This window comes from Pontibacter sp. CAU 1760, from assembly GCF_054482735.1.
On record NZ_JBTLRL010000018.1, the window covers coordinates 1 to 21,522 of the forward strand.

Annotated in this window: 16 protein-coding genes and 1 pseudogene; 6 read left to right on the forward strand and 11 right to left on the reverse strand. The window is 49.6% G+C overall.

Annotated elements, in window-relative coordinates; genetic code table 11:
* A partial coding sequence (locus ACXYMU_RS18945) for a helix-turn-helix domain-containing protein (RefSeq protein WP_458988063.1) occupies positions 1–116 on the forward strand: 116 nt, incomplete at its 5' end.
* A gap of 95 nt (positions 117–211) precedes the next feature.
* Here ACXYMU_RS18945 and ACXYMU_RS18950 read toward each other — a convergent pair.
* Positions 212–679: pseudogene (locus ACXYMU_RS18950) on the reverse strand (ISAs1 family transposase); the annotation flags it as partial.
* Between the two features lie 295 nt (positions 680–974).
* On the opposite strand from ACXYMU_RS18950, the gene ACXYMU_RS18955 reads away from it, so the two are divergent.
* The 3 genes from ACXYMU_RS18955 (at position 975) to ACXYMU_RS18965 (ending at position 3,915) form a co-directional block, all read left to right on the forward strand.
* On the forward strand, positions 975–1,100 hold the full coding sequence (locus ACXYMU_RS18955; protein WP_458987990.1) for a hypothetical protein: 126 nt from the start codon (positions 975–977) through the stop codon (positions 1,098–1,100).
* Positions 1,101–1,241: 141 nt separating this feature from the next.
* Positions 1,242–3,383: a copper-translocating P-type ATPase gene (locus ACXYMU_RS18960; RefSeq protein WP_458987991.1), complete on the forward strand. Its 2,142-nt coding sequence runs from the start codon at positions 1,242–1,244 to the stop codon at positions 3,381–3,383.
* A gap of 64 nt (positions 3,384–3,447) precedes the next feature.
* Positions 3,448–3,915 carry a hypothetical protein gene (locus tag ACXYMU_RS18965; RefSeq protein ID WP_458987992.1) on the forward strand — a complete coding sequence of 156 codons (468 nt, stop codon included), beginning with the start codon at positions 3,448–3,450 and terminating at the stop codon, positions 3,913–3,915.
* Positions 3,916–4,111: 196 nt separating this feature from the next.
* On the opposite strand, the gene ACXYMU_RS18970 is transcribed toward ACXYMU_RS18965, so the two are convergent.
* The 4 genes from ACXYMU_RS18970 to ACXYMU_RS18985 all read right to left on the reverse strand — a co-directional run bounded on the left by ACXYMU_RS18970 (position 4,112) and on the right by ACXYMU_RS18985 (position 9,180).
* Positions 4,112–4,726 carry a DUF2911 domain-containing protein gene (locus ACXYMU_RS18970; RefSeq protein WP_458987993.1) on the reverse strand — a complete coding sequence of 205 codons (615 nt, stop codon included), beginning with the start codon at positions 4,724–4,726 and terminating at the stop codon, positions 4,112–4,114.
* A 62-nt stretch (positions 4,727–4,788) separates the two neighbouring features.
* Entirely contained in the window at positions 4,789–5,064 is a 276-nt protein-coding gene (locus ACXYMU_RS18975) for a hypothetical protein (protein WP_458987994.1), read from the reverse strand.
* 337 nt (positions 5,065–5,401) lie between these two features.
* Positions 5,402–6,115, reverse strand: a complete 714-nt coding sequence (locus tag ACXYMU_RS18980; RefSeq protein ID WP_458987995.1) for a carboxypeptidase-like regulatory domain-containing protein — start codon at positions 6,113–6,115, stop codon at positions 5,402–5,404.
* 398 nt (positions 6,116–6,513) lie between these two features.
* The gene (locus ACXYMU_RS18985; RefSeq protein ID WP_458987996.1) at positions 6,514–9,180 is read right to left on the reverse strand and encodes a multicopper oxidase domain-containing protein; all 2,667 of its coding nucleotides are present in this window, start codon (positions 9,178–9,180) and stop codon (positions 6,514–6,516) included.
* A 218-nt stretch (positions 9,181–9,398) separates the two neighbouring features.
* On the opposite strand from ACXYMU_RS18985, the gene ACXYMU_RS18990 reads away from it, so the two are divergent.
* Positions 9,399–10,406, forward strand: a complete 1,008-nt coding sequence (locus ACXYMU_RS18990) for a potassium channel family protein (protein WP_458987997.1) — start codon at positions 9,399–9,401, stop codon at positions 10,404–10,406.
* 127 nt (positions 10,407–10,533) lie between these two features.
* Here ACXYMU_RS18990 and ACXYMU_RS18995 read toward each other — a convergent pair whose 3' ends face one another.
* The 5 genes from ACXYMU_RS18995 to ACXYMU_RS19015 form a co-directional block, all read right to left on the reverse strand.
* A complete protein-coding gene (locus tag ACXYMU_RS18995; protein ID WP_458987998.1) occupies positions 10,534–11,013 on the reverse strand; it encodes a DUF305 domain-containing protein in 480 nt (159 codons plus the stop codon).
* A gap of 139 nt (positions 11,014–11,152) precedes the next feature.
* Positions 11,153–12,511 (reverse strand): PQQ-dependent sugar dehydrogenase, encoded by a 1,359-nt coding sequence (locus tag ACXYMU_RS19000; protein ID WP_458987999.1) that lies wholly within the window; start codon positions 12,509–12,511, stop codon positions 11,153–11,155.
* A gap of 123 nt (positions 12,512–12,634) precedes the next feature.
* Complete coding sequence (locus ACXYMU_RS19005) at positions 12,635–13,459, reverse strand: DsbA family oxidoreductase (protein ID WP_458988000.1); 825 nt, start codon at positions 13,457–13,459, stop codon at positions 12,635–12,637.
* A gap of 21 nt (positions 13,460–13,480) precedes the next feature.
* Entirely contained in the window at positions 13,481–14,425 is a 945-nt protein-coding gene (locus tag ACXYMU_RS19010) for a manganese catalase family protein (protein ID WP_458988001.1), read from the reverse strand.
* Positions 14,426–17,188: 2,763 nt separating this feature from the next.
* The gene (locus ACXYMU_RS19015) at positions 17,189–20,338 is read right to left on the reverse strand and encodes an Eco57I restriction-modification methylase domain-containing protein (protein WP_458988002.1); all 3,150 of its coding nucleotides are present in this window, start codon (positions 20,336–20,338) and stop codon (positions 17,189–17,191) included.
* Between the two features lie 417 nt (positions 20,339–20,755).
* On the opposite strand from ACXYMU_RS19015, the gene ACXYMU_RS19020 reads away from it, so the two are divergent.
* Entirely contained in the window at positions 20,756–20,926 is a 171-nt protein-coding gene (locus ACXYMU_RS19020) for a hypothetical protein (protein ID WP_458988003.1), read from the forward strand.
* Here ACXYMU_RS19020 and ACXYMU_RS19025 read toward each other — a convergent pair.
* Positions 20,913–21,491: a Fic/DOC family protein gene (locus ACXYMU_RS19025; protein WP_458988004.1), complete on the reverse strand. Its 579-nt coding sequence runs from the start codon at positions 21,489–21,491 to the stop codon at positions 20,913–20,915. The two genes, ACXYMU_RS19020 and ACXYMU_RS19025, sit on opposite strands and share 14 nt — an antisense overlap.
* Positions 21,492–21,522: the final 31 nt, after the last annotated feature.

A 21,522-nucleotide genomic window follows, 5' to 3' on the forward strand; every position in this document is an offset into this window, starting at 1 on the left:
AGCCCATAGGCGAGATCGCCTATGGGCTCGGCTTCAAGTACCCACAGCACTTCACCCGTCTGTTCAAACAGCATGTCGGCCTCATCCCAAAGGAATACCGAAGCTCCCTGAATTAGGCCAGAATGCCCTTAGGGTTACAATAACCCTAAGGGCATTCTCAGACAGCAATATCTTGTCGGCGAACTCTTCCCCATATAAGCAGGCAGGGCCGTTAAGTTCTAACTAATTTAGTCATAACTTCAATTTTGTTGGCAAAAGCCACGATCGCGTCCTTCATGGAGCGGAAGCCGCTTTTGCGAGCGATGTTCAGCGCCACGCTCTTCAACAGGGACAGGTTCTCGGCCGCCTGCGCCTTGCTGATGCCGTTGCCATCCTCCCCCAGGGTCACGTCCTTTTCCCAGTGCACCCGGTTCTCGATTCCCCAGTGCCCCCGAATAGCCTCTGCCAGCATTGCCGCCTCCGCCCCATTTAGGCTGCAGATGTAGTAGCTGACCCGCTCATAGTCCCGGCCCTGCCGCCTGCCCCGGCGCAGCAGGCGGATATACCACACCAGCCCCGGCCACTGGGCCTTTGCCTCCGCGCTGGCCCCATACAGGTCCAGCGTGCGGTGCACCTGGCGTCCCCGGCTGCGCTCGCTCTGCTGCCAGCGCCGGCGGCGCCGGCGGCCGTCTGCTCCATGTCTGAGAGCAGCTTCTGCTGATTGCCCTTGACCTTGATCAAGTAGTGCTGCTGGTTGCGGGCAATGAGCTCAACTGTTTTTTTTGGCAGTGCAGCGCGTCAAGCGTCGGCAGCAGGCCCCGTTGGGTGAGTCGGCCCAGCAGCTCCCGCACGCTGCCGTTCTCGAAGCGCTCGACCTCCTCTATAGCTCAACACGATTTTTACGCTGACTGGACCATTTAATTGGCTGGTACTGGGCTGGTGGCCCAAGCCCTGAATCAGTTTCTATTTAATGGAAACAGTGGAGTGTAGCGGTTGTGGCACTGCTCCTAGCCGGAGCAGCTTACTTTGTTTCTATGGCCGGGCACTACGGGGCACAGCTGGTACACCTAGAAGGCGTGGGGCCACAAGGCAACTACCTGGAAGCTGCGCACGAACATTAACTGGTTTCAGGAAACTACCTTTAGTTAGTTCAGGCAAACCCACCTGCAGATAAACGACGCAATAACCTTTGCTGCGTCGTTTATCGTTTACAATGGTATTGTGCTGCATAACAACAACTTGCCACTAAAAACCTGCAAACTATGAAAGAAAACGATCCTAAACACTGGCACCATGCCCCCGATGCAAAGCAAAAAGCAGAGGAAAATATTGGCAAAGTGGAGGAGCGCTTAGAAGAGAAAACCCTGCACGGCCACACCGAGGCCATGCAGCCGGACACCCGCCGCCACCCACCACACGACGAGCATGCCGGGCACGACAAGCACGAAGGCCACCACGACCACCACCGCATGATGATCGAGGACTTCAAGAAAAGGTTCTGGATCTCACTTGTCCTTTCCATCCCAGTGATCATTCTGAGCCCGATGATCCAGGGCATCCTGGGCTATACCCTGGATGTGCCGTATGGGACCTTCATTGCCTTTGCCCTTTCCAGTGTCATCTATTTCTATGGCGGATGGCCGTTTCTGAAGGGACTGGTTGAGGAAGTGAAGAAAGGGGCACCGGGTATGATGACCCTGATCGGGGTGGCTGTTTCGGTAGCCTACCTCTACAGTACTGCCGTTGCCTTTGGCCTGGAGGGGATGGACTTTTTCTGGGAGCTGGCAACCCTGATCGTGATCATGCTGCTGGGTCATTGGATCGAGATGCGCTCTGTACTGGGAGCCTCCAAAGCACTGGAGCTGCTGGTGAGCATGATGCCTGATGAGGCACAGGTAATCAAAAACGGCGAAACCGTTACGGTGAGTGTGGACGAGCTCCGTCCGGGCGACATCATCCTGATAAAACCCGGGGAGAAAGTACCCGCCGATGGCGTGGTGGTGCAGGGAGAAAGCTACCTGAACGAGAGCATGCTGACCGGGGAAAGCAAGCCCGTGCAGAAAAAAACAGACGATAAGGTGATCGGTGGGGCGATTAACGGGAACGGGTCGCTGCAGGTGCGCGTGCAGACGACCGGAAAGGACAGCTACCTGAACAAGGTGATCAAGCTGGTGCAGGATGCCCAGAAGACAAAATCCGAAACGCAGCGGCTAGCCGACAAAGCGGCTAAATGGCTGACCTATGTAGCGCTTACCGCAGGTTTTGCCACCCTGTTTGCCTGGTGGATACTGGCTGGGACTGAGTTTGGCTTTGCCCTGGAGCGCATGGTTACCGTCATGGTGATTTCCTGCCCGCACGCACTTGGCCTGGCCATACCTTTGGTAGTTGCCATCTCCACGGCTGTTTCAGCTAACAATGGCCTTCTGATACGTAATCGTACGGCTTTTGAGAACTCCAGAAAGATTACCACCATCATTTTCGATAAAACCGGAACGCTTACCCAGGGCTCTCATGAGGTGGCCCAGATCGTTGTGTTTGACAAGAACTATACAGAAAAGGAGCTGCTCCGCCTTGCTGCTGGCATCGAGCAAAACTCTGAGCACTATATCTCACAGGGCATCCTTCGCAAAGTAAAATCCGAGGGCATTTCTATACCTTCCTCTTCCAGCTTTACCTACCTGCCGGGCAAAGGACTGGAAGGAAACGTGGAGGGCAAAGACATCAAAGTAGTAGGCCCGAATTACATCAAGGAGTTTGCCGTGCAGGTACCCGATAGCCAGGCTGAGGAAGGCGTCGAAACGGTGGTTTATATTATGGTTGCGCAGCAAGTGGTCGGCTATATCACCATGCGCGACCAGATCAGGCCAGAGTCTGCGGAGGCTATTCGAATACTGAAAGAGAACGGCATCAAAAACCTGCTGCTAACCGGCGACAACGAGCGCGTGGCCAAAAGCGTGAGCGACAAGCTGGGCATGGACGGATACATTGCCAACGTGCTGCCCCACGAAAAGCAGGAAAAAGTAAAGGAACTGCAGGCCAAAGGCGAGTTTGTGGCCATGACCGGAGACGGCGTGAACGATGCCCCTGCTCTGGCGCAGGCCGATGTCGGTATCGCCGTAGGGTCCGGTACCGACGTTGCCGCCGAAACAGCCGATATAATACTGGTAAACAGCAACCCACAGGATATTGCCTCGCTTATACTTTTCGGAAAGGCTACGTATAAAAAGATGATCCAAAACCTGATCTGGGCAACCGGTTACAACGTCATCGCACTTCCGCTGGCAGCAGGTGTGCTGTACCAACAAGGCATTATGGTTTCCCCTGCCATAGGGGCCGCTCTCATGAGCCTTAGCACAGTAATTGTTGCCATCAACGCCCAGCTGCTACGCAGAGAAATAAAATAAGGCATAAGTGTAAACCCTTACCCTAAGACAGGTATAGAATCAACAACGTAAACTTTTAAAAACTATGAAAACCACAATAGTCAATTCGATCATTCTTCTCCTCTTAAGTGTAACCGCTTGTCAGCAGGAAGCCAGCGTGCAGACAATTATGCAGAATGAAGCGCAACGCAAGGAAGTGTATAACATGATACTGGAGGATGATGAGATGAACAAAGAGATGATGCAGGTAATGCGCGAAAAAAACAGCGGTGATATGATGGGAGATGCCGGTATGATGGGCAAGGACCACATGATGATGGGTGACAGCGCCGGTATGATGGGAGGCATGGACCAAGGGCAAATGCGCAACATGATGCAGCAGATGATGGCTGCCTGCGCCCAAGACTCTGCTAACTGCAATATGATGTCCGGAATGATGATGGGCAACAGCGGCATGATGCGGAACATGATGCAGCAGATGCGCCAGAAGGGCATGATGGACGAGGCCTGTATGCAGCAAATGATGCAGAAGATGAGCAAGATGGCGAAATGAGCGATGTAGGTTTATTTCGCTTCCCGAATAAAAAAGAGAGGCCAGCAAATCAAAATTGCCGGCCTCTCTTTTTTACGTGTGGCGGTAGGAGTTATCGTCCCTGGTCACCAGCGTAAGTTGCTGCCAAGGGGTATGAGATGCCCCGATTTATACCGCTGTGTTTTGCAAGAGATCGGGGTGGCATACGGCAGTGAGTCTAAGAGGCAGTTTTAACCGGTACCTCAATCCCTAGCTTATCCCAGGATATCTGGATAGTTCCCTCAGACCCAGGTGCAGCGTTTATGGCATACTTCAGCCTTTCCTGGTGCTGCCCCAGTGCAGTTGGCTTCACCTGAACGCGCACAATGTCGTCTTTCTGATCATAGTCATCAGCCAGGTGCTGCCCAAAGTTCCTGTTGATGATTAGGGTCCACTCCTCGCGGCCCGGAATCGTGAACAAAGCATATTTGCCTGCCGGTATTTGCTTACCGCCAATAACGAGCGCCTTGTCTGTTTCAAGGGCAGTGGCCATGTGCGCACCCGTTACCCATACCTGGTCATAAGCCACTAACCCGCCCCAAATGGTGCGTCCTTTTACGCCGGGCGCATGGTACGTGAGTTTCAGGTTTGCCTCCCCTATCTTGCCGCTCGCTTCCGACGGAATACTGCCCCTGATCGTGTCTTGAAGGGCCGCTGTATTTTCAGGCGCTTCTACCGCTACGTTTGTGGCCGCTTGCTCCTGCTGCACGGTTTCCTCGCTGTTATTGGTACAGGCCGCAAAAACAGCCGAGGCGGTTGCCACCAGGGCAACAAGCCGTAATGATCTCTTCATGTTATTGGTTTTAAGTGCGTAGGTGTAAATGTGAAAATGCAAAGATAGTACTTCTGCCAGTATTAGATATGTAGCTTTTTTTTGACTTTCCTGACAGATGGGGAGGAAACATAATACAGGAAAAACCCCGAAAGCACGGTAAAGACACCGAACAGCGAGAAAACCCGCAACAGAATATTCCCGAAGTTGTCCCTGCCCTCAAAATCCATGGTATGCAGCATCCACAGGAAATCAAACACGCGCCATCTGTTATGCCGGATCGCCTGGTAATTCCCGTATTCAGAGGAGATGTAGACGGTACAGTCTGGCTCGTTAAAGGTAATGGCCCAGGCTGGCAACGGCCGTTCGCGATATTCCTGATGTGCACCGACCTCCGTCAGGTATTGCCAACTGTACTTTCACACTGGGCTGCCCCATGCTGTGCCCACCTGCTTTATAATCGTGCGGGGCCGCGGCACCTCCCGAAAAATACCGGATCTGATAGGCAGGAACACCCAGTGTGTCGATCACTTGGATTGAATTAATTGAATCGACTTTGGCAGGGAATCCAGGGCCAACTGCAGGGAAGCCAGCTTTACCATCTCCGGGCAGAGACGGTTAGTACAGGCATCGAGCGAGGCAAAGCTGAGGTTGGAGCCTGTACAGTATTGGCAGCTGGATTTCTATTCCGTTACTTCAATAATTTATCAGGAACTCATTTAGTACGCCACGCTCTACAAAAACAGAATCTAAGTATAGTTTCGTCTCATTATTCTTGGTCACATACCAAGAAAATTCTGATTTCCTTCCAGCAACCGCTTCTATTGTATAAATACCGCAAACATCCTGTCCAATCCACTGCTCGCCTTCACTTTCTTTCACTGTGCCACAACTTTCCCTGTTTAGAATTCCTTTTGTCAATCCTTGTCCACAGTTACACCAATTAAGAATAAACTTATCTGTATTAGTTTGTGGATTAGCATTTACAAATTTAATTTTTAGGATAGCTGTTGGGCTAAGCGTATGATTGAAAGTGGTATTTCCTCCTTTGCTTAAGCTTGAAAGGGAGGCGTCTATATAACCATCGGTGTACCCTTCCTTTAAATTATTCTCATTTATAGACATTTCAAGTCTTTGAGCATCATTGAACACTATAAGGTTGGCTTTATAATACCCATTTCTATCTGTAGTCGCCTCTCCTACGGTCTCACGTCTACCGTCAGTTATTAAACCCATTCCTGATGATGATTTTACAGCATCGACTTGTATCTGAACTCCTTCGATTGGTTGATTTGAGATATCGTCAGTTATTCGTCCTTCAATGACGTAGATTTCTGCATCCTCCTTTTCGCAAGAACTGAAAACAATACATAGCGACAGTAATAGTATCAAATTAGGTATTGCTTTCATATTGATTGCTTTTTGATTTTAAATCAACTTGATGCTAACTTCTTTTCTGCCCGGAGATGGTCGCCGTGTACTGCATCAATGCTGTTCCAGCTGAAATAAAGCCCTCCCAGCGTCCAGAAGAGGAACTACACACCCAATTGTATACCCAGATAGCGATGGAATTTACGGATATAGTAGTTTTTACCTTTCGCCATAGAATCGAATATAGAGGTTATTCTGCAATGTTGTACAGTGCTATGAAGATAGCAGAAGGCATAAGGCCTGCATCAGAAATATAATACAATTTCAACTTAATGTTAAACATAAGGCAACTATGGTTTTAGCGCGTTTTTTTACCACCCTTTAGGCTTGGCAGACAAGCGCCCCTGAAGTGGAGAGAAACGAAAGTGGTTTATACCTTAAAACCGCGCTGACAGCCCGCCTCCGGCACCGAAGCGGTTGTCGTAGCTGCCGGTGAGCGAGAAGTTCTTAGACAGGAAATATTCCAGCCCCAGGTTCCAGGTGACTTCTTTCCTGAAGTTGTCTTTTCTGCCCGACTCTTTGTTAGGCAGGCTGTCTACCCACCCAAAATCCGCCTGGTACTCATACGAGCCGAAAAGCGCTGTTCTCGGGAAAATCATCACCTCGCGGCTGAAGCTGATCTGAGGGCGGAGTTTATTGTCTATCCGAACATCCAGGTTAAACAAATAGGGCGTCAGGTACCGGATACCGGCAATGGCTGTGGCCTCAATCCCATCCAGGCTATCGTCTGTTTCGTTCTCTACGTTCACGCCCGCGAATACCCTCACCCAGTCGTAGAGATACCGCTCGTATGAGAACTCAGCCTCCAGATTCCTGTTCCAACCGTACTCCGCGCTCAGGTTAAACTGGTTTCGGAGGTTAGAGGCTACCAGGTTCAGTTCGGTCATGTGCGAGGCAAGGTCTACAATTCCCCAGGCAAAATAGTGGTTGCTTTTGTTCGTCAGGATATTTAGCGGATAGCCTTTCAGCCGCTCATCCCTCGGGGTGTCGTAGCTGAAAATGCGGGCCATACCGGCATCCATGTGATAGAGGATATGGCAATGGAAGAACCAGTCCCCGTACTCGTTGGCGTCAAACTCGATCACCACTTTCTGCATGGGGGCCACATTGACGGTATGCTTTAGCGGGGAGTATTCCCCATGCTCGTTGATCACCCTGAAAAAGTGCCCGTGCAGGTGCATGGGGTGGTGCATCATGGTCAGGTTGTTCAGCGTGATGCGGGTAACCTCGCCTTTGCTGATCCTGATCTTGTCGTCCTCCTTCAGCGGCACACCGTTCATGCTCCAGATGTAGCGCACCATGTTGCCTGTTAAATTCAGGAGGATTTCCCTTTTGGGTTGCCCTTCCGCAAAATCTGTTGGCACCGGCGACTTCAGGTAACCGTAGTTATACTCGGCAAACATATCCATACCACCCATGCCCGCGTGGTCCTGCATACTGGTCGTAGGCTTGTCTTTTTCCTGTATCATTTCCAGTGCGGGCATTTCTGCTGCAACTGCTGCTTTGCCCATATCATGGCCTTCATGCCCCTGCATCATCTTTTCGGCAGCAGTTGTGTCCTGTTTCATCTCCTGCTTGCCCGCGTGGTGCATGTGCGGCGTTTGCTCCTTTTTCTTTGCTGCGGAATCCTGCATTGCAGCCGGACCAACGTCCTTCATCTCTCCCGTGTGATGGTTCATCCTGGAGTGGTTCATAATCCTGACGGTTGGGGCAGGCTTTTTCGACTCGCCCATCTGGTGGTTGGGACGCGTTGGCGCTTTTTCAGGTTCAGGTTTTGCCTCGAGCATTTTATGGTCCATCTGCTGATGGGTTTTATGTTCCAGCGAAGCCGTGTCTTTCTTCTCCCCTTCCTTTTTATGGTCCGGAGCTATTTTCTTTGTCCCACCGTGGTCCATACCCTGCATACCGTCCATCTGCATGCCATACTCCTGCATCATTTCGTGGGCTTCATCTTTTGATGGGCTGAATTTGATTGCTGGGGCACCCATTTTCATGTCCATGGCGGCCATTTGCTGCATCATGGCTATCTGATCAGGCCGGGGCACGTCAGGCGCTGCCAGAACTTGCCCGGTGCCCAGATAAGCCGAGGTCTGGCCTGAGCCATCCTGCACCGAAGCCCGTACTTCCATTTTGCCGCTTTGCGGAACAGTAACTATAAAATCGTAGGTTTCGGCTACGGCAATGAAGGTTTTGTCACGAGCAACAGGCACGACATCTACCCCATCGGCCGCAACCAGCAGCGGGTCTTCTCCGCCAAAGGTCAGCCAGAACTGGCTGGAGGCGGCAGCGTTGATAAAGCGCAACCTTACCTTCTGGCCCGGCTCAAATTCCGGGTATTGTTTTGCAGGCTCCCCGTTAGTGAGGAAGGCCGGGTAATACACATCGGCAATATCGGCTCCGTCCATGCGCTGCCGCCAGAAATTGAGCTGTGCACCCAACGCACCTCTGGCAATTACCTGGTTAAGCGGTGTGGCGGTTCCTTTTTTAATGTCATACCACTCCAGTCCCCGCTTTAAGGTCTTCAACACGTTCTTTGGCTTTTCATAGGTCCAGTCCGATAGCACCAGCACCAAATCGGTGTCATAGGCCAGCGTTTGCGCTTTAGGATCGATCACGATAGAGCCGTAAATCCCTGACTGCTCCTGCAAGCCGGTATGCGAGTGATACCAGTACGTACCCGCATGTTTAATCGGGAACTCATACCTGAACGTAGTGCCTGCCTTAATGGGAGGCGTGGTGAGATAAGGCACCCCATCAAAGAAATTGGGTAGCAGTAACCCATGCCAGTGCACCGAGGTCTCTTCGTCCATCTCATTTCTGACGTAAATCACAGCATAATCGCCTTCGGTAAAGCGCAGCGTTGGGCCCGGAATTGTGCCGTTAATGGTCATGCCCCTTGTTTTTTTGCCGGCTATTTCTACTTCTTTCTGATTGATGGTGATGGTGTAAACGGTGGTGTCAGTCTGTGCGTGGGCTTCTCCGATAAAGAGACTAAACAGTATAAAGAGCGCGAAACGCAGGGAATGGGATAGAGTTGTATTCAAGGTATTGCAGTTAGTAAAGAACGCTTACACCCATTTATACAGCATTTGGTATAGTCAAGTTGTATGCGCGCGCCTATACAAGTTTGTGTTGTGCCTGTCACGCCTTTTGCTGGTTCTATGTTTGCCCTTACGAACCTCCCACGTATCAAGCAGTACAGTTTTTCAACTCTGGCAGGCACTTTCCGTTTAGGATTCCTTTAAGAAACACCGCACGATATATGAACCTGCTATACTTTATTCCCGGCCTTCTGGTATACCTTGTAACACTTCTGGATCTGATTAAGACGACCTTCTCATCAAACGGTGGGGGTATGATCACCAGCCTTGTTGCGAAGGCTGTATGGAAAGCGTTCTTTCTGGTTTCCGGGAAGGATGGAAAAGCGAGAATACTTACTTACGCCGGTCCCGCTGTACTGCTCTCTGTCTTACTGGTCTGGGTAATCGGCATCTGGGCTGGCTTTTTCCTGTTGCTCATGGCTGACCCTGATGCCGTGCAGAAAAGCACCACCTTGGCGCTGGCCACTCCCTTGGAAAAACTTTACTACGCCGGCTTCACCCTATTTACCCTGGGCGTCGGCGATTATGTAGCTACTACCGATTTCTGGCGCATACTCACAGATGTGGCGGGCTTTACAGGACTTGCCTTCATTACGGCTTCTATCACCTACTTTGTGCCGGTTTTGTCGGCAGTGGGTTTGCAAAGCAAGCTTAGCCTGTATCTGAACAGCATGGGCAAAACTCCGCAGCGAATTCTGGCAAACAGTTGGGACGGCGAAGGCTTCTCCGCCTTTTTCGATAATGTTTCGGATATCTGCCAGATGCTCATGCAGCACACCATAAACCATCACTCCTACCCTGTAATACACTATTTCCACAACAGCAACCCCAGGCATTCTATAGCTCCCGCCATCGCGCTCTTAGATGAAACGCACCGGTTATTGCGGCATGCAGTGGACAAAAGAGCTGTTACAGACGACCTTAGGATGACGATGCTCCAAGCGGCTCTGGACGACTACCTTGACATGGTAAAAGGCAGCTTTATAAAGGATGCATCCACAGCTAAGCAGGCCCCTGTTCCGGATCTTAGCTTATTGAAGCAAGTGGGGATACCCCTTCAAAACGAAAATGACGACAGGCAAGCTATAGCCAGCAACGAGGATAAACGCCGCGAACTTTTGACGCTCTTGCTGCAAAAGGATGGCTGGGGCTGGGCAGAGGTCTATTAAACGCAGCCACCTGCAGCCCTTTATATGTTGGCAAAGCACAATAGCTGTCTACCAAAACGTGAGTTAGTAATGCCCTAGTGCCAGGGCACGGGAAAAGCCCCGCTGCAACGGGCAATCCGTCGAAGCACTATTCTTTGTCCAGGCGCTCTAACATTGCTTTCATCTCGCTGATTTCTTTTTTCTGGGCCTCAATGATTTCATCCGCCAGCTTTTTTACTTCCGGGTCCTTGATGTCAGCGCGTTCGCTGGCTAGTATGGCAATAGAGTGATGCGGGATCATTGCTTTCATCCAGAGCACATCGCCTATTGGCTCTTGCGCACGAACAAGTAACAGGGCACTTACAAACAAGGTAATACTTCCAGCAACTATGGCGATGTTCTTTTTCCTGTTTTTATACATCTTTTTCATAAACAGGAACATAATCACGGCCATTGCCGAAATACCCAGACAAGACATATAAAAGCGTGTCATGCTAAAATACACATGGTTAAACTGATACGTGTTCATGTACATGGTCATGTACATTGCCAGAAAAGAAAAGGCCAGCATAGCGACAAACTTTGTATAGCTTCCTTTCATGTTGTTGTTTTGATGCTCGTTTTCCATTTTATTGTTTTAGAGTATTGGCAAAGCATCTAAAAACGAGAATATACCATCAGGGTTGTGTTTCTGTTTATGTCACAACCGGAGGTGTATATGAATTAATTATCAGGTCTCTATGGGATAACAGAAGTCATATGCCAGCTTACTGGATCATATATACTTTACCGGTTTTACCAGTCGGGCCTTCCTCGTCGGTTCCCAGGATGTATACCTCGCCGCTGTTGTCCTGCCCAAAGCCTACTATATAATGCCCAAAGGCGTTGCCCGGCTTATCCTTAAAGTAAAGTTTTCTGTAATTCCAGGGGCCCTGCTCGCCATCCACCTTAGCTGCATAAACAGCTCCGTCTGGTTTACCGTGGTGCTGCGTCCAGACACCAAAAAGGTAGTCCCCATTCAGGGCCTGGCGTTTGTCTCCCCTGTACACATAGCCACCGACACTCACAATCCCCAATCCTTCCTCCGGATAAGTCATGCTGTTTTTAAACGCTATCACGGGGTCCACAAACTTGTTTCCCAGGCTATCCTGATCGGGGCAGTCGGGCAGCGGGTTTTTATTGTCGGCAGCATTAAAGCAGAGTGTGCCCTCTTTCACGTTCCAACCGTAGTTGCCCCCTTTCCTGATAACATCAATCTCCTCGTGCAGTACCTGCCCCGCATCAGCCGCTATGATCATTCCGGTCTCGCTGTCGATAGAAAAGCGATAGGGGTTACGTAAACCGTAGGCGAAAATCTCTTTCATGCCATCCTGGTTACTGGCAAAAGGATTATCCGCAGGAATACCATAAGGCGAACCGCTGTTGACATCGATGCGCAGAATACTGCCCAAAAGATTTTGCTTGATGTCCTGCCCGTTTCCTCCCTCATTGTCTTTGTACCAATCCCGCACGTGGCCCGTGCCAATGTCATTCTTGTTACCGCCGTCACCTATGCTGACGTACAGATAACCGTCCGGTCCGAACATCAGTGTGCCCGCGTTGTGGTTGTCCTGGGGCTGATCAACCTGCATCAGCACTTTTTCAGAGGCAGGGGCAGCATTTTCTCGATTGTCTCCTGTTGCCAAGTATTCTGCCACGACGCTGGTGTGGTCAAAGCCGTTGGGCGCTGATTGGCGCAAGGGAGCACTATAGTACACGAAGAACCTGCCGTTACGCTGAAAGTCCGGATGGAAGGCAAGCCCCAGCAGCCCCCGCTCCTCATGTTCGTCTTTGAGCTTCACAATTTTACGCTTTAGGTCCAGAAAAGGCTCCGGCTGTAGCTGACCGTCCTTAATAACCCTGATCACGCCGACCTGGTCCACCACAAAAAGCCTTTCATCGTTGGGTGGCTGTGTCAGAAAAACAGGGGAAACCAGATCAGAGGCTATCATTTGCAGGCTTAGCGAATCCACAGGTTGTTCGTCCTGTGAAGCCGCTGCGTCTGCGATGTCAGAAGAGGGCGATGAAGTACACGCGTAGTTCAGAAACAGCGGAAGTGTAAAAATGAATAAGTATAGCTTTTTCATAGTCGATAGGTATAGAGGTTAAGTAAAAGTTTAAGAGGTGCTAATTCTGTCATGTACTATCATGCATCATATTTTAACCAGCTTATCACGTTTTTGACCAGATCAGTAGTCACAGCGGTGAATTCAGGTTGTCTCTTTTGAAGGCTTTGGAGAAGCAGGGCCTTGCGCTCTTAGGACTTCCTCTAACTCACGCTCCGTCATGCTGCCCCAGTACCTTCTGTATTCTGTCTCATCAGTGGTATGTGGTATAGGCTGCAGTTCTGGCGCCACCTGATGCAAAGCCTCCTCCAGTGCCTCGTATGGCCGGTAACCTATTATAATTACGCCCTGCCCTTCTCCCTCCCGTTTCATGGTAAGCGCCGGAAACCGGCTGATGCCATGCAGCCGCACCTTTTGCAGATCCTCCTCAAAAGCTTCTCTGGCAGCTTTGCTGCCCATATCCCGCTGAAGCCTGTCAACATCGACCAATGCCTGGTTTTCTTTGTGAAGCTCTTCCCCCACCTGTTGCAGCACTTCCCAGTCAGCTATGTCTTTCCCGTGCAGCATGATCGCCTCCCGCAACTTGCGCAGGTACGCTTCCGCCGCCACCGGCGACTGCATCTCCGCCGCTTTCACAGCGATACAGGCAGGGTAAGAGGACTTTGGCGGATTCTCGTACCACACGCGCTCTCTTATCGGCATCCCGGATTTATACTTCGCCTCCAGCCACAAAGGCCCCATTTGCAGTGGGCGGCTTACGGCGTTCATGGGGTCGCTGAAGCTATCCCAATTAGGTATAAGCCCCCCCATTCGGTAGCGCCACTTTACTTTGCCTTGATACGCAAAGCGCAGCCGTCGCCACTGCGGCTCCATGGCCCAGCTCCAGCAACAAAGAGGGTCGGTGTAGAACTCTATCTCCACCGACCCCGCTTCTTTTTTATTTCTTGGATTGTTCTTGATTTCTGTCATTCTATCAAATGTAACCCCTGCCTACAGGCAGTTCTGCGGGTATTCACACCAATGGTTCTCACCGCTTGGTACGGCTTTTTTAACCTGTTGGCTACGCTCTTTGCTCATCTCTTTGTCTTTCTTCTCTACGCTCTCCATGGTGCGGTCTGTGCCGCGCGGCCCGTGGTCGATCATACCGTTACTATCCACAATATGTTTAAACGGCTCCTGTACGTACTGCCAGGTCTCACCTAAGCCCGGGCTCTTGCCTTCGTTCCAGGGGCCCTTGGCATCGGCACCGTTCGAGAGGTTAAAGTAGCTGTTGCTGTAGCGCGGGTCTCCCTGCAGCACCCCCGGCGGGAAGTTAGGCTGTATGGTGCTTAAGGCTGCCTCAAACATCTGGTGGTGGGCAACCTCGCGGGTCATCAGGAAATTTAGCGTTTCCTTTACATAGGGATCATCGGTGAACTGCATCAGGTACTCATATACGATCTTAGCCCTGGACTCAGCCGCGATGTTGGAGCGCAGGTCCACGGTTGGGTCGCCGTTTGCGTTCACGTAGGTACCCGACCACGGCACACCCTGACTGTTGGTTACGGTGGGTCCGCCGCCGCTCAACACCAGGAACTGCGGGTTCATCATGGCGTTGTGGATGAAGTTCTCCTTCTTGTCTTTGCCGTCCAGCAGCTGCATGATCTCCGCCTTTGCAGCAGCATCTTTTAGCTCCCCGTTTATGGGTCCCAGCAGCATCTGAATAGTGGCCCCCACAATCTCCAGGTGGCTGAACTCCTCAGTGGCGATGTCCATCAGCATGTCATACTTGTCTGGATGGGGCTGGCGCATGGCGAAGGCCTGTGTGAAATACTGCATGGCTGCCGCCAACTCGCCATTAGGGCCCCCAAACTGCTCCAGGAGCATGCTGGCAAAAGCCGGGTCTGGCTTAGTGACGCGCGCGTTAAACTGTAACTCTTTTACGTGATAAAACATTTGTTTTCATTTTAGTAGTTAAACAATCAATTTAAATCAGGTTAATCTAAATAAAAGCCCACTCCGCACCTGTGCGCTTATGTCCTTATCTGGCAGTATCTCTAGCCTGCCAAAACATACCATATTACCTTACTTGATGTGATCATCCCGTCCGGCATAAATTTCTGTTTTAGCCCTTAATGGTAAAGCCAAAGCAGCCACTGCCAAACCAAGTATCGCCCCTGATACACTTAAGCCTGTGGTGCTGTTCTGCATAAACCAAGGTACTGTGGCTACCAACAGGCCCAGCAGCACGTTCAGGCAACGACAGATGCGTAGTGGCTCCCCATACTTAAGCGATACTACCACTACCAACGCCCCGCGCGGCCATCCTGGTAGCCCCCAGCAGCGCTGCCACAGAAAGCGTCTACGGGAAACAGATACCCCAGATAGAGGCCTTGTATACTGCACCTGGTGGCGTGTCGGGGCCCATCTTCATATACATCATCATGTATTGCCTTAGTATAAGCAAGGTTGAAGTAAGGGTTATGGGTATAAGCCCTTAGCTAAGCTGTTACCGCTGTGCTACCGAATAAAAAACTAGTACTGCTGTGGCAGCAGCCTAATACAGGAGCAGCTTTAGTTACTTATTGGCGCATAGGCTGTGCGTCAGGTGATTTGCTCCTGTTTTACAAAGCTTTGTACACGTGGGTTTCACATAATTGTGTCCAATTTTTATATATTTTTTTGCACAAGGATTGGGGACAGGTGCTTTTTATGAGTTGGGGACCAGGGAAATATTGTGTTGGGAGGCGCTGCGCTGGCTTACAAAAGAATTCCCATGCAGTAAGCGTATTGCGGAGTGAAGTATGCAGTGGAGGGTTTGTCTGAATCCCCTTGTACGGAACTGCAGCACTATAAAAGTAAAGTGAAGCCCGCCATGATATCCACGGCTCGTTCGGGGAGCAGGCGACTGATTTTGGCCTATAGCTTTGGGTGAGTCTTCATCGGAAAAAAATACCTTCTACAACCATAGCTGTTAAGGTCGTACCGCTGCTTGGGAAACGGTTTAAATAGTACATAATATACCGCTTAATCATTAAGCAGTGCCCCTCTCCTATTCCCATAAAAGCATTACAGCAAAGATGCTTAACCTCACAGTCAGGAAAAAAGACACAAAAATCTCTGCGCAAGCCATAATGGAGGGTCTATTATTACCCGTGCCAAGTGAGTTGTAAGTAGTGTGTTTTTACCCCAGCAGTGGTCATAGAAGAAGGCACTACTTCGGGTTAAAATTTTTGTGTAGTGTACCTTCTTCTATGGTTCTGCCAAGCTATGCAAAATTAGTCAGCATCTAAGTGAAAAGGTAGGACGGGTTTTGAATGTGCCTTTTTAGGCTGGAGATGGGCTTTCTTAGTTAAACAATCAGCGTCGTCACTTATACAATATGCGGCAATTGCCAAAGCGAGCGACTATTTTGTTTGGCAATTGCTTTTCATGGAGTGACAGCTACTGCGGTGATACCTCACTTCATTAATCAGTCTCACTTCCTTCTCTATGAAACATGATTAGTTGAAGGTGCAATCCGCCTGATTCCTTGGCAGCTTGAACATAGGAGGAGTTGCAGCTCATTTTCCCAAGTAATGGATGATCTAAAAGCAAAACACATGCTCTGAAAAAGCTACATTAATCCAGCTAGTATTTATCCCTTTCCTCATAGCCTAGCACAAGATGATACCGTAGTTAGTGCACTTATCAGACAAGCCAGGTGCAGTTTCACACTTTTATGTATCTATAACCTTTTACAAACGCTCCTTTTGAAAACGTTACCGTCTAACAACACAGTGACGGGCACGTTATATTATAGGGTATACAGTTTTAGTTAGTCCTACCTTCTCCTGCCCTTTTGTAAAAAAAAGAAACTTATCAGAACAAGAAGCTGGATTCCATAAAGGGTACTTCTTTATGAGTAATTACCGGGAATGAGATGAAAAGCATTTCTGCACCAGCCCTTCCCCAGCAAGCCTTGCCCCACCGTCCAGCACTCCGCCAAATTATGCTCATTAGGCGGAAAGCTTCCCGTGCGCTGCTACCGTTCCGCCAGCCTCCTCCCTGCGCTGCTCTCCGTTCTTCCGCTGGCGGAACAGTAGCTTCTCCACCCCGCGCAAAGCAAGCGCTACCCGCGTGTTACTGGATAATCCTGCTCACCAGGTGAAACAAAGTAAACAGAGTAATATCAGTAACCAGAGTACAGAAAGGAACTACTACAAAAGGGGAAAGAAAGGGGAATGCTATGCAAAAACAACTTCCACAAAGCTACCTCACAGCTGAGTCTGTCAATGAAGCCTGTCCAGCAGCACCCGGAGGCCGACGTACTAGGGCTGCCCCAGCACGTCCCACCGGCAATGGCCACCGGTAGCGCATGGGCTGGAGCTGCTAGGTTCGGTATACCTTGTACAAGGCAGCACAAAAGGGGAAAGAAGGTGCAATACCTGACAGGACCAGAGGCAAACGCAGCCGCATGGCACCTTGGAGGGAGAAGGCCGGGTTTGTGATTTTTTAAAGTGATGGACAGATGGCTGTAGTTTGTTTTCCTTCCAAAAGTGCAAAGCCTGCGGCTGCGTGCCTCTCTGCTGGGTTATCGCATTGCAGGTGATATACAGCAGCACCTTCAAAAGGGTGTATTTATCTGGGACGCCTGTCCCCCTCTTCCTGGCAGCTCATCAATGTCCGCTTAAAAAGCTTACAATAAGTAGCCTTATGTTAACTAACTAGTTCTTACCGTTAATGGTTTATCAGCTCAATCTCATCTGTTGTGAGGTCATATAGTTGGTAAACCATCTGGTCAATTTCATTGTCTGTATGCTGGAGTTGTTGCTGGATTTGAGTCGCAAGCTTCTGCTGCGCCTCGAAATAAGATATCCACTCAGCCTTCTGAGCTAAGGTTAATTTCACTTTTGATTTCGCTATTTCCTTGACAAAATCTGACCAAGATAGGTTATACCACTGCATCATCTTTTGACTTGGAGTAACAGTGTTGAATTCTGCCTTAAGTAATGTTATGAACTTATTAGCGAGTTCTTGTAACTCCCTGTTCTTCGCTCTCATTAAGTCTGCTTTCTCAATGAAGTCCTGTTGAAATTCAGCAATAATTATCGGTAGCCGTTCAACAAAAACAACCTTAACCTCTGCAAGCGGTTTGCCTACCATGTGGAAGTTATCAAACTGAAACACCCACTTCATCAATCCTGAATTTAACAGCGCCTCCAGAAACTTAATGCTTAGGGTACTGGATCTAGGTACTATAGTATGAACCGAGTTGATACCTATGTAGCTGTTTTCATCATACACAGTCAAAAGCTTGTCATCTGTTCTCCTGATAAACAGTTTAGGTTGAAGAAAGGCCTCTTTTCCTCTTGGTTCAGCTAACCACTCTCCATACTTTATATATTCTCCGTCCCACTTTAAGCTGTATCTGTTTACCTGAGTACCTCTGATCAGCGGAGACCAGCTTGAATCAACTAACTCAAATGCAGTAAACGGTTTGTTTTTTACGTCCTTTTTAGTCTGCTTTGGAGTTCCCTTCCCTGTCTGGTAAGGCTTTACTCCAGTTGTTACAATATAGCTTTTGACAAGGGGAGTGCTTACATCCTTAATTTTCTTTCTGAGCCTTCTTGCTATTTCTGTAGCCCTGTAATTAAAAATGAGCTTATCGCTTTCGAACAGATCACTTCTTGTGAAATCAATGGTTTCAAGTAGACTATTATTGAACTCTTGCTTATTAATGCGGCTGTTGAGGAATACATGGAATTTATAATCATCTGCTACCCTAGCTTTTTTGAATATTGATACTAAGGGTTCTACTATTGCATCCGCAAAAACATTAAATGTTTCAAGCAGGCTGATCAATACATGGTCTTCAAACAAAAATTTCCTCAATTGCACCCCATTCTCTAAAACTAGAAAAGTGTTGGGTGTTATGTACCCGAGATACCCACCACCATTCAGGACGTTACTTGCCTTCTCAAAGAAGAATTTATAAGTGTCATAATTATACTGTGTAGTTGAGTAGAAAGCGTCAAAATATTTTTTCTCCACATCAGAGACTGTAGCTCCGTAAGGGGGATTTCCCACCACAACATCAAAGCCACCTGTCGCAAAAACATCGTAAAACTCCTGCTGCCAGTCGAAGGCCTTCTCTCCAGCAATTGCCGGATCTGAGACCAGGGAATTGCCGCACTTGATATTAGCGTCAAGCGTTGTAAGTTCCTTACTTTTGTTAGCGGTTTTAAGCCATAGGCTTAGCTTTGTGATCTCAACGCTCTCCTCGTTTAGGTCCACACCGAAGATATTGTTGTTCAGGATGTGCCTGTCCAGGTCAAAGGCCTCAAACTGCCCGCCACGCAAGCGGGCAAGTTCCTTGTTCACGCGCTGCCCCTCCTGGAAAAGGAAGTCGAATACCTGGTTCAGGAACGCGCCGGATCCGCAAGCCGGGTCCAGCACCTTGATGTTACGCAAGGCCTCCCGGTATGCGTCCCATGCCTTCAGATGCTTCTCCACCGCCTTGTTCGTCACCAGCTTTTTCTTTGCATCGAACCTGATGCTGGCGTAGTCACTCTCCGCAAGCTCGGGCAGCTTCTGGAAGCCCAGCTCCCGTTGCCGATCCTGCAGCCACCCCCCGACGGCTTCCTTCACGATATAGCGGGTGATATACTCTGGAGTGTAGAATATGCCGTCCTTTTTTCTTTTCCCGGCTTTGGCTTCAAAGTCTTGGCCCGCTATTTCTGCCTTTGTCTCCTCTATATCCGAGATGCTCTGCTCGAATATGTGCCCCAGGATATTCACATTCAGATCCGAGGCGAAATCGTACTTCTCAAGGGAGATGATGTGCTCCAGCGTGCTGTCCTTAATCTGCAGGTTGTCAAGCAGCACGTCGGGAGCGAACAGGCCCCCGTTAAACTTGTTGATTCCTTCCTCCGGATAGCCTTTATCGATGGCAGAGAACAAGCCTTTTACCCGCTCATAAATCTTGGTGTCCAGCCTGTTAAATTTGTCTTCCTTTACCGCCCTCAGTAAGCCTCTAAAAGTGTACGGCGGTATGATTGTCAAGTCTTCGCAGAAGCACACGAACACCACCCGGTCAAGCAGCTTTTGCGTTTTCTGGAATATGGTCAGCTCCGGTACCTCCGGGTTCTGGCTGTGCAGATGCCGGAACAGGTCCAGGCGGGCTTTCTTATAGTCCGCATAGAAGTTCTTCGTAATCTTTTGCTCCTCTGCCTGCCGCTCTCTGTAAAGCTGTTCTGTTGCCGACTCCCCGTGCTCCAGGATTAGCCGGTCCTTGTGCACCTGAAACAGGAAGCGAAGCAGCTCTTCCTCCTCATGCAGCTGCATTACATCGAACTGCTCATAGCGGCTTTGGTCGGAGTGGTGGTACAGCCTTATCTCCAGAAAATTGCTGACCAGCACCCAGCGGCAGTTGCCGCCGGCCTTCGGAACGTAGCTGAAGGCTTGCTCCACAGGGCTGCGCTTGTCGTGGAAACGGTTCTGCGGCTTGTCAAGATCAGTTCGCGCGTCCTTCAGCTCGATCACAGCCCTCACATCCGCCTTGCGCTCATTGCCGAACATCCAGAAATAACCGAGTGCCCCGTCCGCCTTTGTACTGTCTGAGTCAGACTTGTGCTCCTTGCTTAGGTTCCACCTTGGAGCCTCCGGACTGTAGACATACTCAAGCACCTCCCCGAAGAAAGTATTCAGGAACTCACTCTGCAGTTCCTCTTCTTTCTGCTTCAGGATTTTGCCGCTCTTGATGCCACTCTGCCATTTTTCAATGAGTGCCCGCTTCTTTGCCAGGTCCGGAAACTGGGACAGATGGAAGTTTTGGGCTTTGGTTTTGAGGTATTTTCGGGAGAATATCGGGGAGTACAGTTGGGCCATTGACTGGGTATAGATTTATGGAGAGTAAGTTAAAGTAAACTTAGCTTTATGCATAATCTGACGCTTACTTTCAATTCCACAGGTCAAGATCCTCTTCATAGAGCTCCGGCAAGTTCGTAGGGTACGGTTGTACAAGTATCATTAAGGAGAGCTTCTGCTGCCCCTGTAGAAGAATGCCGTGCGGCCTCTACAAAATACTCTGCTTATCTACCTTTTTTGCCTCATGCTCTGTCCCTACACCAGGACCTTCTCTGGCTTTATCTTTTGGGTTGGAATTATCGTATGTAGTATCGTTGTTGTTATTGTTGGTACTGGTATTGCTTGTAGTGTACAAACAACTATCTTTGCTAATGTCATTGATGACAACTATTTGTATTGTAGCAGCACTTGCCACAAGTACTCAATTAAAGGAAAGCCATGAAACTAAGAGACCGTTACCCAAAGCTGAAGGATGAGGCATTCGTGCGCTCGATGGTGGTAAAGTCGGTGCACGGCTCTATGATGCTGGAGAACCAGGGGGTAAGCAAGGACCGCCTGGAGAAACTGTATGCAGAGGTTAAGCAGGAGAAGCAGCTCACAAAGGCTTAAGCTGCTCCCTTATCATTTGCTCCAATTCTGAGAAATCATGTGTATCTGCAAGCTTCACGGCTTGCAGATATTTTTTTCTACTGTCTCCTTCCCGTTGATACAGCTCCACACTTTGGTAGCCGTGCATGTAGGCAAGCAGGTTCGTGATAAGTCGCGCCGAGCGTCCGTTCCCGTTCACAAAAGGGTGTATGTGCACCATCCTGTGATGTGCCCAAGCTAGCTCCCTCACCAATGCATCTGTGACATTGGTCTCTAGGTTCTGTAACCTGTAGTTAAGGTCATAGATAAACTCCGACATTAGGCGGGGGACATCAAAGAACCTCGGTGGCGTATAGGATCCTACCTGTAAATCCTTGTTTCTCCACTTTCCCGCCCACTCGTAAATCTCACCGAAGGCAGTTCTGTGGATGTCTAAAACTAGGCTGGTGGTGATTTCGATTGGAAAGTCTAGGTCCAGCATGTACTCTTCCGCCCGCAGCACTCCTTTCGCCTCCAATTCATTAAGCAGATTCTTATCGCCTATGCCCAGCAAATTATCGTCTGCTGCAGTTGTGTATTCTCCCATGAATCAAGCCTTTATACAAATATCGCAAACA

What these genes read in the sequence shown, in the direction of transcription:
- ACXYMU_RS18990 (WP_458987997.1), top strand. Translation starts at nt 9,399, where the DNA reads ATGAACCTGCTATACTTTATTCCCGGCCTTCTGGTATACCTTGTAACA.
- ACXYMU_RS19010 (WP_458988001.1), bottom strand. Translation starts at nt 14,425, where the DNA reads ATGTTTTATCACGTAAAAGAGTTACAGTTTAACGCGCGCGTCACTAAG.
- ACXYMU_RS19025 (WP_458988004.1), bottom strand. Translation starts at nt 21,491, where the DNA reads ATGGGAGAATACACAACTGCAGCAGACGATAATTTGCTGGGCATAGGC.
- ACXYMU_RS19005 (WP_458988000.1), bottom strand. Translation starts at nt 13,459, where the DNA reads ATGACAGAAATCAAGAACAATCCAAGAAATAAAAAAGAAGCGGGGTCG.
- ACXYMU_RS18995 (WP_458987998.1), bottom strand. Translation starts at nt 11,013, where the DNA reads ATGGAAAACGAGCATCAAAACAACAACATGAAAGGAAGCTATACAAAG.
- ACXYMU_RS18970 (WP_458987993.1), bottom strand. Translation starts at nt 4,726, where the DNA reads ATGAAGAGATCATTACGGCTTGTTGCCCTGGTGGCAACCGCCTCGGCT.
- ACXYMU_RS19015 (WP_458988002.1), bottom strand. Translation starts at nt 20,338, where the DNA reads ATGGCCCAACTGTACTCCCCGATATTCTCCCGAAAATACCTCAAAACC.
- ACXYMU_RS18980 (WP_458987995.1), bottom strand. Translation starts at nt 6,115, where the DNA reads ATGAAAGCAATACCTAATTTGATACTATTACTGTCGCTATGTATTGTT.
- ACXYMU_RS18965 (WP_458987992.1), top strand. Translation starts at nt 3,448, where the DNA reads ATGAAAACCACAATAGTCAATTCGATCATTCTTCTCCTCTTAAGTGTA.
- ACXYMU_RS18960 (WP_458987991.1), top strand. Translation starts at nt 1,242, where the DNA reads ATGAAAGAAAACGATCCTAAACACTGGCACCATGCCCCCGATGCAAAG.
- ACXYMU_RS19020 (WP_458988003.1), top strand. Translation starts at nt 20,756, where the DNA reads ATGAAACTAAGAGACCGTTACCCAAAGCTGAAGGATGAGGCATTCGTG.
- ACXYMU_RS19000 (WP_458987999.1), bottom strand. Translation starts at nt 12,511, where the DNA reads ATGAAAAAGCTATACTTATTCATTTTTACACTTCCGCTGTTTCTGAAC.